We start from the raw sequence: 13,438 nt of genomic DNA, 5'->3' as shown, positions 1-13,438 counted from the left end.
TTATCACTCGATATTGCATTTTTTTCTGCGAACAACTTTGTAATAAAAATGTCATTAACAAAATTAAGCAATCTAATCACATTCCATACAGCATAACCTTATACATTTAGCCTTAATTATGCTAAAATCACCACAAAATTTTTGCCCATTAATTTAGTTATTATGCCAAATGTAAACACTCGAAAAAAAGTCGTTGTCGGCATGTCTGGCGGCGTAGATTCTTCCGTTTCTGCTTATTTATTACAACAACAAGGCTATGATGTTGTTGGTCTATTTATGAAAAATTGGGAAGAAGATGACACAGAAGAATATTGCTCTGCAGCTATCGACCTCGCTGATGCACAAGCAGTCTGTGACAAATTAAATATCAAACTCCATACCATCAACTTTGCTGCAGAATATTGGGACAATGTCTTTGAACATTTTTTATCTGAATACAAAGCAGGCCGAACGCCGAATCCAGATATTTTATGTAACAAAGAGATCAAATTTAAAGCATTTCTTGAATATGCAGCAGAAGATTTAAATGCCGATTATATTGCGACAGGTCATTATGTCCGTAAACGCGAAAATGGTGACAAGGTTGAATTACTCCGTGGAATCGACAACAACAAAGATCAGAGTTATTTTTTATATACGCTTAGTGAAGACCAAATTCGTCAAAGTTTATTTCCTGTTGGCGAACTTGAAAAACCACAAGTAAGAAAGATAGCAGAGCAACTTGGCTTAGCAACCGCAGCCAAAAAAGACTCAACAGGGATCTGTTTTATCGGAGAACGAAAATTTAGTGACTTCTTAGCGCGTTATTTACCTGCACAATCAGGCGTTATTCGAACCGTAAATGGTGAAGTTATTGGTCAACACCAAGGATTAATGTACCACACATTAGGTCAACGCAAAGGGCTTGGCATTGGTGGTCTAAAACAAGCCGACGACACTCCATGGTACGTAGTTGATAAAGATATTAAAAATAACGAATTAATTGTTGCTCAAGGTCATGACCATCCAGCACTATTTTCAAATGGTTTAATTGCCCAACAACTGCACTGGGTTGATCGTAAAATTGTTACCCAACCATTTCATTGCACAGTTAAAACGCGCTATCGTCAACAAGATATCTCTTGTTGTGTTACACCACTAGGTGAAGATAAAATTGAAGTCATGTTTGACAAACCTGTTGCAGCTGTCACACCAGGACAATCAGCAGTGTTTTATCAAAATGAAGTTTGCCTTGGCGGTGGAATTATCGAGGAACGAATTATAAGCAGTAAGGAGCATTAAAGTGAACAATAAATACCATCATATTGCAATAGCTCTTGCCGGCGCGACACAAAGCGCAACACTTATCCCCCAGCTTGCTAATACTGGGGTTTGTAATACGACAATTTATCAAGTATCGATAAAAAGCATATTCAACACATCACCAAAAACCACTGATGATGTTTATGATGGTATAAACAATATCAAAACAGGGTTAGAAACACTGATTACCCTATTCTCCTCTAACCAAAAACAGCATGTTGAACTGATTCGTTACCTTTTTGGCACCTTAAGTATTACCAGCAAACTATTAAAAAATAATGAAGCGTTAGATAAAATAGATCAACGTTTACAACGAATATCAGGCCTATATCCTGAAATGAATAATGAAACAATCGACAATCATATTGACGATCTCTCTTATTCATTAGCTGGAATCTATTCTGATATCATCAGCCCGTTAGCAACAAAAATCAAAGTGGTAGGTAAAGCTGAATATCTACAAAATTCATTAGTTCAAGCCAAAGTCAGATCTTCACTATTGAGTTGTGTTCGCTCGGCCATTTTATGGTATCAAGTTGGAGGAAGTCGCTTCCAATTCCTATTAAGTCGCAAACGAATAGCTAATGCAGCGCAAGAGTTATTAAAAGAAATTAATCAACAAAGTTATTAAATTAAAAAATAGCAACGGAGTAAAACCGATGGAATTATCTGCTCTAACCGCCCTATCACCAATTGATGGTCGTTATGGTGACAAAACAACAGAATTACGCACAATTTTTAGTGAATATGGTTTATTAAAATATCGCGTTCAAGTTGAAGTACGTTGGCTACAAAAATTAGCTAGCCAAGCAGATATTCTGGAGGTCCCAGCTTTAAGTGAGCTTGCCACTAAACACCTTAACCAAATTGTAGAAAACTTTGATGAACAAGATGCATTACGCATTAAAACCATCGAAAAAACCACAAACCATGATGTTAAAGCGGTTGAATATTTCCTAAAAGAGAAAGTAAACAGTAACGAAGAGCTACAAGCTATTAACGAATTTATCCACTTTGCCTGTACCTCAGAAGATATTAACAATCTATCTTACGCATTAATGCTAAAAACAGCGCGAGATACAGTAATCGTTCCTTATTGGAATAAATTGATTGATATTATCACCGCTCAAGCTAAAGCTTATCGTGATCTGCCATTGCTATCAAGAACGCACGGACAACCCGCTACACCATCTACCATTGGTAAAGAGTTTGCTAATGTAGCCTACCGTTTAAAAAGACAACTTAAACAACTACAGTCAATTGAAATTCTAGGTAAAATCAATGGTGCGACAGGTAACTATAATGCACACATGGTGGCTTACCCACAAATCAATTGGCACAAATTTAGTGAAGAATTTGTCACATCATTGGGATTACAATGGAATCCATATACCACGCAAATTGAACCACATGATTATATTGCCGAATATTTTGATTGTGTAGCGCGTTTCAATACCATCATGATCGACTTTGATCGTGATGTTTGGGGTTATATTGCACTAAATCATTTCAAACAAAAAACCATCGCTGGTGAGATCGGCTCTTCAACCATGCCACACAAAGTGAACCCAATTGATTTTGAAAACTCTGAAGGTAACTTAGGTATAGCTAACGCTATTATGAGTCACTTGGGTAGCAAACTACCTATTTCTCGTTGGCAACGAGATTTAACTGACTCAACAGTATTACGTAACCTTGGTGTAGGTATTGGTTATGCGATCATCGCTTATCAATCGACCCTAAAAGGCTTAAATAAGCTTGAAGTCAATCAAGAATATCTACTTGAAGAGCTTAACCGTAATTGGGAAGTGCTAGCCGAACCAATTCAAACCGTAATGCGCCGTTATGGTATCGAAAAACCATACGAAAAATTAAAAGAACTCACTCGCGGTAAACGTGTTGATGCACAAGGAATGCAACAATTCATTGACTCGTTAGCTTTACCTGAACATGAAAAAGCACGATTAAAACAATTAACACCGGCAAATTATATTGGTTATGCAATTCGTTTTGTCGATGAACTTTAAGCGTCACATTTAAACCGTAAAAAAATAAAAATGTCTTCATGCCTAAAGCACTCAAGACTTTAGGCAAATCGACTCAAGAGTTAAAGAAAAGATAAACAAAGATTTGAAAGGAATGGAAACACCATTGAAAATTCGCATCGCCACACGTAAAAGCCCCTTAGCACTTTGGCAGGCTAACTATGTAAAAGAACAACTGACAGCTATCCATAGCGATCTGACTGTGGAACTGCTTCCTATGGTAACCAAAGGTGATGTGCTTTTAGATAGTCCACTGTCAAAAATTGGTGGAAAAGGATTATTTGTAAAGCAACTAGAGCAAGCCATATTAAACAACGAAGCTGATATTGCTGTTCACTCAATAAAAGATATTCCCGCCCAATTCCCGGAGGGACTAACCCTATCAACCATCTGCCAACGCGATGACGTACGTGATGCACTCATATCAAACCAATATCAAAGCTTGGACGATTTACCGCAAGGCGCCATTGTAGGCACCTCAAGTCTAAGACGCCAATGTCAATTGCGAGCAAAATATCCACATCTCATTATAAAAGATTTACGTGGAAATGTAGGCTCTCGTCTAGCGAAATTAGACGATCAACAATACGATGCAATCATCCTCGCCGCTGTCGGTTTAAAGCGATTAGGATTACAAGAACGAATCAAACAATATATAACAACAGATTTAATCTTACCGGCGGTTGGGCAAGGTGCGGTTGGCATTGAAACCCGATCAAATGATGACACGATTCTTAAATTACTTGCACCTCTAGACGATAAAAACAGCCGAATTTGTATCCAAGCAGAAAGAGCAATGAATCAAGCCTTACAAGGTGGTTGCCAAGTGCCAATCGCCTGCTATAGTCAATTAACGAATGATTTATTAACTTTAACCGGGTTAGTTGGTAGTATTGATGGGAGCAAAATCATTAAAGCGACGCTAACCAAATCAGCAACCGAGCCTGAAACCTTAGGTCAACAACTGGCATCAGAATTGTTAGCCAAAGGAGCTGATAAAATTTTAGCGGAAATAATTGATTGATGATTTATATTACTCGCCCTTCCCCCGAAGGGGATAAGCTAACCCAGCAATTAAATCAAGCAAATATTCCGGCAACTCATCTCCCATTATTCAAAATCTTAGCAGGTCATGGACTAAATAACCTTCAACAACAGCTCAACCAACTTGCGCCATCAGATATCGTAATTGTGGTATCGCCACAAGTCAGCTATATGATAAAAGAACATCAACCTAATCTAAGCTTTCCTAAACATCTACGCTATTTTGCCATTGGCAAAAAGTCAGCTCAATTGTTTAGTCAACAAGCTGACGTTCACGTTGATTATCCAAGTGAGGAACATAGTGAGGGATTATTACCACTATTGACTGACTTGCAAGGCCGTTCCATTTTAATTTTATGTGGAAACAATGGACGGCAATTGCTGTCTCAAGAGTTGCAACAAAAAGCAAACGTGACCTCAATACAATGTTATTTTCGTCTACCAATTCAATATCCAGCCAACATACTAACTGATGATATTGCTCAACAAATCCTACTCGTAACAAGTGTCGATCACCTACTCCAACTCGACACATATTGCCAAAATAAACATAAATATGAAGCACAATTGGTGGTAACTAGCCCACGGATATTCGAAAAAGCCAAGCAACTAAATTGGCATAACGTTTTACAAATTGTTAGCGCAAATAATGAATTTTTATTTAAAACAATGATAACTCTATGTCATAATGCGGAAAATATTTCTCAAAAATCTAAATGAGGTAATTTATGCCATCTAGATATTATGGTGCCAATGCAACACTATCAAACATCAGCACCACTTCATTTAGCCAAATAAAAAAGACAGAAGCGAATAATATGATGAATATAAATAAAAAAGAGCCAAAACCTTCTAGTCCTCAACCTGAGCCATCAGTCAAAACACTAAAAGCGCCAGTATCAAAACTCTCAATACTCGCCATCGGATTAACAGTTTGCTTAGGTGGATTGATCTATTTTCAAGGTTATAGACAGCTCCAAAACCAAACACATGAAATCTCAACGCTACAAACTGAAATTGCCAATTTAAAACAAAATACCAAAGCAAGTATAATTAAAGATCTTCAAAGTAATATTGATGATGCCATCAATAAACAAAACCAACAGTTTTCATTATTAACACAACGCGTTGACCGTCAATTAAGCGACAACCAAAAAGCTCAACAGCAACTTACTGAACAAGTTAATGATACCAATAAATTAAACGAGCAAAACCTAAATAGCCTAAACGAACGTTTAGCAGCTGTATCGACTCTGGATAACAACGTTTGGCTCATCTCGCAAGCAAACTACCTAGTGCATTTAGCCGGTAGAAAAATCTGGAGCGATCAAGACTACACCAGTGCCCGTTTATTACTCAAAAGTGCAGATGAAAGTTTAGCGAAAACAAATGATCCAAGCTTACTCCCTGCTCGACAAGCCATCACCAAAGATATTAACTCACTATCTCAAGTCACTTTTGTTGACGCTGATGGCATAATCCTAAAATTACTTGGTTTAACTGAATCAATAACAGAATTACCATTAGTTGGAAACTATAAAGATATCGATCTGGGCATGAATCAATATGACGATACTCTTGCTAACAACGCCAATACTTCAGCAGATAATGTCACCCATTCAACAGATGATTGGTCAGATAATTTACTTGCTAATGCTTCAACATTTATGGATAAATTCATCAAAATTGAAAAATTAGATGTAAAAGATAACCATTTTTCTGAGTGTCTAGACAAAGCTGGAAGTGACGAAAAGCAAATTGTTAAATGCCAGATCCTAAAAACACCACTTAGTGCAGAACAATCACTTTACTTGCGTGAAAATATCCGTTTCCGTCTATTAATTGCTGCTCAAGCAGTACCAAGACATCAAGAACTCATTTATCAACAAGCGCTAAATGATACCGCAATTTGGGTCAATGCGTATTTTGATGGTAATGCCCCAAGCGTAAAAGCATTCATAGATGAGCTTGAAAACTTACAAAACCAACCAATCAGTAACCAAAACATACCTGATAAACTCGACAGCATTACTGAACTTGAAAAATTAATGCAAACCCGCGTTAAATCGATATTAGGTAAATAGGAGAATAATAATGTTCAAAATACTCATTATATTCCTAGTATTAGTTGGTGGATTTTTCCTTGGGCCATTGTTTGAAGGCCACCAAGGTTCTGCGGTATTCGAAGTTGCCAAATATCGTATCAGCATGTCATTTAACTCATTTATGATATTGCAAATAATTGGCTTGCTCTGCCTATACCTAATCTATAAATTATTCTCTAAAATCTTCAATACCAAATTGGGTAATTGGTTTAGATTACGATCGCCAAAAAAATCAATTAAACGTATTGAACAAGCGCAATTTTATTTATTAGAAGGTGATTACCGACAAGCAGCAAAACTATTTATGAAAAGTGCCAAAGGAGCAAAAAGTTCGACACTATCTTACTTACTCGCTGCTCAAGCACAAATTGATGATGACCAACTTATTGCCGCTAATCAATCTTTAGAGCAAGCAGCTAAAAGTTGCCAACCAAATGAATTATTTGCTTTTCAGCTTGTACAAATTCGGTTACAAATCAAAAATCACGAATATAGCTCAGCCAAAATCACAATCGAAAAACTGCTAAACGAAAAACCGCGTAACATTGAGCTCCTAAAATTAGCAGACCAGCTATATTATGAATCACAAGATTATCAAGCGGTGATAGAACTGTTACCGATCTTATACAAAACCAAAGCTTACCCTGATTCGCAACTCGATCAGTTCAAACAAGCGGCTTATATTGGTCGTATAAAACAGTTATCTACGGATATTGATCCTTTAGCTTTAATAAAATGGTGGAAAAAACAACCAAAATCTATCATTAACAATCTTGCCAATCAAAAAGCAATGGCCAACTACCTAACTCAATTAGGTCAAACTGCCGAAGCTGAAAGACTAAAAAGAAACATCATGCGATTAGAGCAAAAAGAACAATGTTGACATAAAAAAACAGGGCAATCGCCCTGTTTTTTTATTTATCGCTAGAGAATAAAATACCGAATCAAAGCCATACAACTCATACCCGTAATCACCACCCACATCAGGTTTCGTGTCAATATCGCCACGATAATAGTTGGCACAGCGGCTAAACAATATTCCAAATTAAAAGAAGGAAACTCACCTTGCTTAACAATAAACAAATTTTGCACAAATAGCGCAGTTAAAATACAGATAGGCACATAAGATAGAAAACGAATCACGATTTCAGGCAATTGCAATTTTCTAACTAATAAAAATGGAATAACTCGCGGTAACCAAGTCACCACACCACTCCCCAAAATAATCAACAAACTATACAAACTCATGCCTTACGCTCCACAATAATACCCATAAAGCAGCCAGCAAAAGTACTAAATAATATTGCCATTTCTGACGATACAAATCGCAATAAAAAGACCAGCACCACCGTTACAGTTAACATTGCAATAATCAGATTTCTAATGGTTTTTGTTTTATCACCAGTTAACTGTAAATATAATAAACCAATAAACATCGCAACTAATGCATAATCTAAACCAAACTGAGCAGGATTCGGCAACCACTCGCCAATCAATGCACCAACTAAACAGGATAATATCCACGCCAAATAAGCAGTAACATTCAGCCCATGCATCCAAGGTGGATTAATCGGCGTTTTATTGGCAATAGCATTCATCGCAACCGCAAAACTCTCATCGGTTAATAAGCTACCAATCCCAATATTATTTAAAAGCGAAAAACGCCGAAAAGCAGGTGCAGTAGCCATACTCATCAAAAAATGGCGTGAATTAACCAAAAAAACAGTAAATATCACAGCCGAAATCGGAGTTGCTACAATCATTAAACCCGTGATGATAAATTGCGATGCACCCGCATAAATGATAGCAGCCATCAAGGTGATTTCTAACACTGACAAATTAGAGGCTTTACCCACTACACCCGCAGCGATACCAATTCCAATATACCCCAATAAGGTGGGAATACAGGCGCGCACACCATCTTCAAACGTTAATGACATCTTTCATTCCTTACAAACTGATATCTTGAATAATTATAATAATAAAGATTAGATTGCAGACAATTAATTAGACTAAAAACAATAAGCCGCATTTTATAATCAAACTTTGCTATAATAGAGTATAACAACGCTCTATTAAAACTATTTATTATATTACGGTAAAATTATTTATGTATACAGGCACTTTATTTATCATTTCAGCACCAAGTGGTGCAGGCAAATCAAGCCTGATTCGCGCCTATTTAGCACAAACTAATCACCATCCGGCTAAAGTTTCAATCTCTCATACAACCAGAAACCCAAGACCGGGTGAAAAACAAGGTGAACACTACTATTTTGTAGACAATCAAGAATTTGAATCACTTATAAAACAAAATGCCTTTGTTGAATATGCTCACGTCTTTGACCACTACTATGGCACATCCAAAGCTGAAATCGAACAATCATTACAGCAAGGAATAAATGTCTTTCTTGATATCGATTGGCAAGGTGCACAGCAAGTAAGACAGCAAATGCCTGAATCAAAAAGCATCTTCATTTTACCGCCATCACTAAAAGAGCTTGAAAATCGACTGATTAAACGAGGCCAAGACGACGCGAATATCATCAGCAAAAGAATGCACAAAGCTCAATCTGAAATATCGCATTATAACGAATATGACTACATCATAATAAATGATGATTTTGATGAATCATTAACAGCACTTAATGCCATTATGACAACAGCGAGTCTTGAGCAAGCAAAACAAACCATCACACACCAACAACTTATTGATGACCTGCTTGCACCAAAATATTAATAGATTTGAAAAAAATATCGCCGAAAAATCGGCGATATAACGTATTAATTACCTAACGCTTCAGACGCTTGGCTATTTTGAATTAACTCAAGTTTATAACCATCGGGATCTTCAACAAAAGCAATAATCGTCTTACCACCTTTAACCGGCCCCGCCTCACGAGTCACACGACCACCCGCTTGACGAACGTCTTCGCACATCTTAGCCACATCATCAACCCCGATAGCAATATGACCAAACGCCGTACCATGATCATATTTATCCGTCCCCCAATTATAGGTCAACTCAATCACCGAACTTTCAGACTCATCACTATAACCAACAAAAGCAAGAGAGTATTGATATTCAGGATTCTCACTTGTCCTAAGCAACTTCATTCCCATTATACGAGTATAAAAATCAATTGAACGTTTTAGATCGCCGACGCGGATCATAGTATGTAAAATACGCATTGCAGTACTGTTCCTTATTACAATTAAACATCTAACTTGAGTTTATCTATTTGCACCAAACCAAGCAAATTTTTATGCTGACAAAATAATCAATTAAGAGAATTTAAAAATAGGTAAAAAGGAAAAAATGGAAGAAAGAGAAGAAAAAAAAATGCCTTCACGAATCATACAATAAGTGAAGGCGAACAAATCAGTAAGATTTGAAAAGGAACCTTTAATATCTTGAATTATATTTTGGTGCTGCACTAATACGTTTACCGTTAGAGATCAGTTTCACTTTTTGACCAGGGTAAAACTGCTTAGCATCACCTTTTTGAACAATAACAATCGTTGAACCTTTATCTTGTTTGATTTCTAATTCAACCGCTGCAGCTTGGCTTGCTTTGTTTTCGATAGCATCACCTAAAATTGCACCACCTACAGCACCGGTAGCTGCAGCTAAAATTCGCCCAGTACCATTACCAATTGTATTACCTAATACTCCCCCGATGACTGCGCCGCCTAAAGGACCCGCAACATTGCCACCATTTTTGCCATCAGAGTTAGCTTGAATCTTCACAGCTCTTACAGCAACAACTGTACCATAACTTACTTGTTGAACTTGCTTAGCTTGATCGGTTGTATAAACATCGCCAGAATAAATATCACTATTACTGCACCCAGATAAAATTGCTGCTAGTATAGTTAATGTGACGATTTTTTTCATAATTTATTCCTCATATATTGAGTATAAAATTTTATACCTCTAATAGCATAATATTCTTTTGCAAAAACGACAACATCATTTTCACAATTTTATCATTTGATAATACAATTTATAATCAACTTAGGTTATACTCAGCTCAATAGTTAATCTACCATACAATAAGTACATGAAACGGTTATTTTTTCCTTTAATATTATCAGTTATGATAACTGCCTGTCATGATGAAAATCAAAAAGCAACGACGAAAAATGAAACCGTCACTCATCAATCTAAGCTTGATTGTATGAATGACAAACCGAATTTAAATCTTGACGCCATCGCAGCTGATGGTTGTCCAGTAGAATAATTTTATAGGCAAAATAACAGCATGAAAACTATCGAAATCGACGAAGAACTTTATCAATTTATCGCAGGCCAAACTCAACATATAGGTGAAGATGCCTCAAGTATTTTAAGACGATTATTAAAGTTCAACCAATTGTCAGCAATCGAAATTGCCCCATCAGAACTCACTGAAAACAATTATTCAGTTATTGAAAACCTGATTAAAAGTGAAAGATTTACAAAAGAAAGATCCACCATCAGTCGATTTTTAACGGTATTAAACGCGCTATACAACTACAACTCAGCACTATTCTCCATTGCAGCGACCTCACTCCATGGTAGAAAGCGTCAATACCTAGCAAAAGACCCAACAGCACTCGAAACCTCAGGTAAAAACACCAAACCACGAGAAATCATTGGAACCCCATATTGGGTAATTAGCAACACCAATACTGCTCGTAAAATACTCATTATAGAATCGATTATGAGCGACATGGGAATATCAGAAAGCATGATAAACCAAGTGACTCATGCATTCTCACCATCAAGTAAATAAAAATTCACTCAATGAACACAAAAGTGAATAAAACGAATTGTGAAAGAGGAGTAAAAAATGGATAAGCCAAGTCGTGCGGGATTGTTAGCGCAACCGACAGACCTAATAAATGTCGAAACATTAAAAAACAATTACTACCAAATCAAACCAGATACAGACAATATCAGCCAACTGGTCATCTTTGGTACATCGGGTCACCGTGGTAGCTCAAACAAAGGCACCTTTAACGAAGCTCATATTCTAGCCATTGCACAAGCGGTGGCGGAATACCGCAAAGCTAACAACATCACTGGTCCTTGCTTTATTGGCCAAGATTCCCACGCCTTATCCGAACTTGCGCTAAAATCCGTATTAGAAGTCTTTATTGCTAACGAACAAACCGTAGTCATCGCTCAAAACTGGGGTTACACACCAACGCCGGTAATATCGCACGCCATCTTAACTTACAATAAACAATCACAATTAGCTGACGGCATCGTTATCACGCCATCACACAACCCACCTGAAGATGGCGGAATCAAATACAACCCAACTAACGGCGGGCCTGCTGATACTGACATCACCAAACAGATCGAAAATCGCGCTAACGAACTACTCAAAGCCAACCTAAATGGTGTCAAACGCGTCACGATCGAAAAAGCGATAAAATCTGACTACCTGCATACTAAAGAATATGAAACCGATTATGTTAATGACCTACAAAACATCGTCGATCTATCGCTTATCAAATCATCATCACTCAAAATTGGGGTTGACCCGCTGGGTGGCGCCTGTATTACCTATTGGCCACGCATTGCTGAAAAATATGGCCTAAACCTTGAAATCGTCAACAACAAAATCGACCCAACATTTAGCTTTATGCATCTTGACCATGATGAAATTATCCGCATGGATTGCTCAAGCCGTTGGGCAATGGCAGGATTACTAAATCTAAAAGACAAATTCGATCTAGCCTTTGGCAACGACACCGATGCTGACCGCCACGGTATCGTCACCCCAAAAGGACTAATGAACCCAAATGCCTACTTATCAACCTGTGTAAACTACCTATTCCAAAACCGCCCACAATGGCACAAAGATATCGCAATCGGTAAAACACTCGTAACTAGCTCAATGATCGACCGCGTAGCTAACAGCTTAAACAAAAAATACCTTGAATATCCGGTTGGTTTCAAATGGTATGCTGATGGACTCTATCACGGCAAACTCGGATTTGCTGGTGAAGAAAGCGCTGGCGGATCATTTTTAAGAACCAACGGCAAAGTCTGGACAACTGATAAAGATGGCATCATCTTATGTCTACTTGCTGCAGAAATGACGGCCAAAATTGGCAAAAACCCACAAGAACAATATCAAGAGCTTGAAGATAAATTTGGTATCTCATACTATGGACGCATTCAAGCTTCGGCTACATTTGCTGAAAAACAAAAACTGGCCAAACTTGATGCAAGCCAATTAACCACAGACAAACTAGCCGGTGAAGAAATAACCCAATGCCTCACCATCGCGCCAGCAAATAATGCGCCAATCGGTGGATTGAAAGTGATAACCGAAAACGGCTGGTTTGCAGCTCGCCCATCGGGAACGGAAGACGCATATAAAATCTATGCCGAAAGCTTTATCAGCAACGAACACCTTGCCACCTTACAGCAAGAAGCACAACAAATAGTGGCAAAAGCAATAAAATAAAAAGCAGATAAGTTAACGGATAAACGGGGTAATAAGGCTAAATATAATTATTTATTAGCCCCAAAAACCCCGCTCCTCAATTTTTTTGGTGGAAAAACATCTAGTAAAAAACGCCATAGTTTAAAGCGGAATTATTTATTTGAGATAACATTGCAAAGCAGAATTTAAAACCCCAAAAACCCCGTTCCTCAACTTTTTTTCGATAAAAAACTTAAAAAAATACCCTAGTTGAGGTGGATTATTTACCTTTAACATCAAGCTCTACGTAAAAAATGCTGACCTTATTTATAGCCTTTTTTCTATCAGCGGATTTGATAAATCCTATCCGATAGCGCCATCAGGCACAGTGTGCGCTGCTATTAATGCAATTCACTAAAATAATTCTTCAACGCCTGAATAAACGCACTATCTACCATAGCAGGATATTTATTTGCCTGCCATGATTGTAAAAATAATAGATGCTGAACCGTTAAGG

At 37.5% G+C, this 13,438-nt stretch carries 15 protein-coding genes; 11 read left to right on the top strand and 4 right to left on the bottom strand.

Features of this window, described 5'->3' with window-relative positions:
* The first annotated feature begins 162 nt into the window (after nt 1–162).
* The 7 genes from mnmA to J3U16_RS10675 all read left to right on the top strand — a co-directional run bounded on the left by mnmA (nt 163) and on the right by J3U16_RS10675 (nt 7,379).
* Nucleotides 163–1,281: a tRNA 2-thiouridine(34) synthase MnmA gene (mnmA, locus tag J3U16_RS10705; protein ID WP_267330713.1), complete on the top strand. Its 1,119-nt coding sequence runs from the start codon at nt 163–165 to the stop codon at nt 1,279–1,281.
* A 1-nt stretch (nt 1,282) separates the two neighbouring features.
* Nucleotides 1,283–1,933, top strand: a complete 651-nt coding sequence (hflD, locus tag J3U16_RS10700; protein ID WP_267330712.1) for a high frequency lysogenization protein HflD — start codon at nt 1,283–1,285, stop codon at nt 1,931–1,933.
* A gap of 28 nt (nt 1,934–1,961) precedes the next feature.
* A complete protein-coding gene (purB, locus tag J3U16_RS10695; protein WP_267330711.1) occupies nt 1,962–3,329 on the top strand; it encodes an adenylosuccinate lyase in 1,368 nt (455 codons plus the stop codon).
* Nucleotides 3,330–3,441: 112 nt separating this feature from the next.
* Nucleotides 3,442–4,371 (top strand): hydroxymethylbilane synthase, encoded by a 930-nt coding sequence (hemC, locus tag J3U16_RS10690; RefSeq protein ID WP_065562659.1) that lies wholly within the window; start codon nt 3,442–3,444, stop codon nt 4,369–4,371.
* On the top strand, nt 4,371–5,111 hold the full coding sequence (locus tag J3U16_RS10685) for a uroporphyrinogen-III synthase (protein WP_267330710.1): 741 nt from the start codon (nt 4,371–4,373) through the stop codon (nt 5,109–5,111). The genes hemC and J3U16_RS10685 overlap by 1 nt, the downstream gene beginning before the upstream one ends.
* Before the next feature lie 8 nt (nt 5,112–5,119).
* Nucleotides 5,120–6,475 carry a uroporphyrinogen-III C-methyltransferase gene (locus J3U16_RS10680; protein WP_267330709.1) on the top strand — a complete coding sequence of 452 codons (1,356 nt, stop codon included), beginning with the start codon at nt 5,120–5,122 and terminating at the stop codon, nt 6,473–6,475.
* Between the two features lie 10 nt (nt 6,476–6,485).
* On the top strand, nt 6,486–7,379 hold the full coding sequence (locus J3U16_RS10675; protein WP_065562662.1) for a heme biosynthesis HemY N-terminal domain-containing protein: 894 nt from the start codon (nt 6,486–6,488) through the stop codon (nt 7,377–7,379).
* Between the two features lie 41 nt (nt 7,380–7,420).
* On the opposite strand, the gene J3U16_RS10670 is transcribed toward J3U16_RS10675, so the two are convergent.
* Both J3U16_RS10670 and J3U16_RS10665 read right to left on the bottom strand, forming a co-directional pair.
* Nucleotides 7,421–7,744, bottom strand: coding sequence for an AzlD domain-containing protein (locus tag J3U16_RS10670; RefSeq protein ID WP_065562663.1), 324 nt, complete (start codon nt 7,742–7,744; stop codon nt 7,421–7,423).
* Entirely contained in the window at nt 7,741–8,436 is a 696-nt protein-coding gene (locus J3U16_RS10665; protein ID WP_267330708.1) for an AzlC family ABC transporter permease, read from the bottom strand. The genes J3U16_RS10670 and J3U16_RS10665 overlap by 4 nt, the downstream gene beginning before the upstream one ends.
* 170 nt (nt 8,437–8,606) lie before the next feature.
* On the opposite strand from J3U16_RS10665, the gene gmk reads away from it, so the two are divergent.
* A complete protein-coding gene (gene gmk, locus J3U16_RS10660) occupies nt 8,607–9,236 on the top strand; it encodes a guanylate kinase (protein ID WP_267330707.1) in 630 nt (209 codons plus the stop codon).
* Between the two features lie 44 nt (nt 9,237–9,280).
* Here gmk and gloA read toward each other — a convergent pair whose 3' ends face one another.
* Together gloA and J3U16_RS10650 are read right to left on the bottom strand one after the other, a co-directional pair.
* Nucleotides 9,281–9,688, bottom strand: coding sequence for a lactoylglutathione lyase (gloA, locus tag J3U16_RS10655; protein ID WP_255561379.1), 408 nt, complete (start codon nt 9,686–9,688; stop codon nt 9,281–9,283).
* A gap of 214 nt (nt 9,689–9,902) precedes the next feature.
* Entirely contained in the window at nt 9,903–10,397 is a 495-nt protein-coding gene (locus J3U16_RS10650) for a glycine zipper 2TM domain-containing protein (protein ID WP_065733935.1), read from the bottom strand.
* A gap of 163 nt (nt 10,398–10,560) precedes the next feature.
* On the opposite strand from J3U16_RS10650, the gene J3U16_RS10645 reads away from it, so the two are divergent.
* The 3 genes from J3U16_RS10645 to pgm are packed head-to-tail and all read left to right on the top strand — an operon-like array spanning nt 10,561 to nt 12,963.
* Complete coding sequence (locus J3U16_RS10645) at nt 10,561–10,740, top strand: hypothetical protein (RefSeq protein ID WP_267343027.1); 180 nt, start codon at nt 10,561–10,563, stop codon at nt 10,738–10,740.
* A 21-nt stretch (nt 10,741–10,761) separates the two neighbouring features.
* The gene (locus tag J3U16_RS10640) at nt 10,762–11,274 is read left to right on the top strand and encodes a hypothetical protein (RefSeq protein WP_267343026.1); all 513 of its coding nucleotides are present in this window, start codon (nt 10,762–10,764) and stop codon (nt 11,272–11,274) included.
* Between the two features lie 57 nt (nt 11,275–11,331).
* The gene (gene pgm, locus J3U16_RS10635) at nt 11,332–12,963 is read left to right on the top strand and encodes a phosphoglucomutase (alpha-D-glucose-1,6-bisphosphate-dependent) (RefSeq protein ID WP_267343025.1); all 1,632 of its coding nucleotides are present in this window, start codon (nt 11,332–11,334) and stop codon (nt 12,961–12,963) included.
* Nucleotides 12,964–13,438: the final 475 nt, after the last annotated feature.

Origin of the sequence: Gilliamella sp. B3023, from assembly GCF_026536845.1 — a bacterium.
Classification (GTDB): Bacteria; Pseudomonadota; Gammaproteobacteria; order Enterobacterales; family Orbaceae; genus Gilliamella; species Gilliamella apicola_E.
Note: the sequence above shows the minus strand (reverse complement) of the source record. Positions and strands in the feature narration are given on the sequence as shown.

What these genes read in the sequence shown, in the direction of transcription:
- mnmA (WP_267330713.1), top strand. Translation starts at nt 163, where the DNA reads ATGCCAAATGTAAACACTCGAAAAAAAGTCGTTGTCGGCATGTCTGGC.
- purB (WP_267330711.1), top strand. Translation starts at nt 1,962, where the DNA reads ATGGAATTATCTGCTCTAACCGCCCTATCACCAATTGATGGTCGTTAT.
- hemC (WP_065562659.1), top strand. Translation starts at nt 3,442, where the DNA reads ATGGAAACACCATTGAAAATTCGCATCGCCACACGTAAAAGCCCCTTA.
- J3U16_RS10685 (WP_267330710.1), top strand. Translation starts at nt 4,371, where the DNA reads ATGATTTATATTACTCGCCCTTCCCCCGAAGGGGATAAGCTAACCCAG.
- J3U16_RS10680 (WP_267330709.1), top strand. Translation starts at nt 5,120, where the DNA reads ATGCCATCTAGATATTATGGTGCCAATGCAACACTATCAAACATCAGC.
- J3U16_RS10675 (WP_065562662.1), top strand. Translation starts at nt 6,486, where the DNA reads ATGTTCAAAATACTCATTATATTCCTAGTATTAGTTGGTGGATTTTTC.
- J3U16_RS10670 (WP_065562663.1), bottom strand. Translation starts at nt 7,744, where the DNA reads ATGAGTTTGTATAGTTTGTTGATTATTTTGGGGAGTGGTGTGGTGACT.
- J3U16_RS10665 (WP_267330708.1), bottom strand. Translation starts at nt 8,436, where the DNA reads ATGTCATTAACGTTTGAAGATGGTGTGCGCGCCTGTATTCCCACCTTA.
- gmk (WP_267330707.1), top strand. Translation starts at nt 8,607, where the DNA reads ATGTATACAGGCACTTTATTTATCATTTCAGCACCAAGTGGTGCAGGC.
- gloA (WP_255561379.1), bottom strand. Translation starts at nt 9,688, where the DNA reads ATGCGTATTTTACATACTATGATCCGCGTCGGCGATCTAAAACGTTCA.
- J3U16_RS10645 (WP_267343027.1), top strand. Translation starts at nt 10,561, where the DNA reads ATGAAACGGTTATTTTTTCCTTTAATATTATCAGTTATGATAACTGCC.
- J3U16_RS10640 (WP_267343026.1), top strand. Translation starts at nt 10,762, where the DNA reads ATGAAAACTATCGAAATCGACGAAGAACTTTATCAATTTATCGCAGGC.
- pgm (WP_267343025.1), top strand. Translation starts at nt 11,332, where the DNA reads ATGGATAAGCCAAGTCGTGCGGGATTGTTAGCGCAACCGACAGACCTA.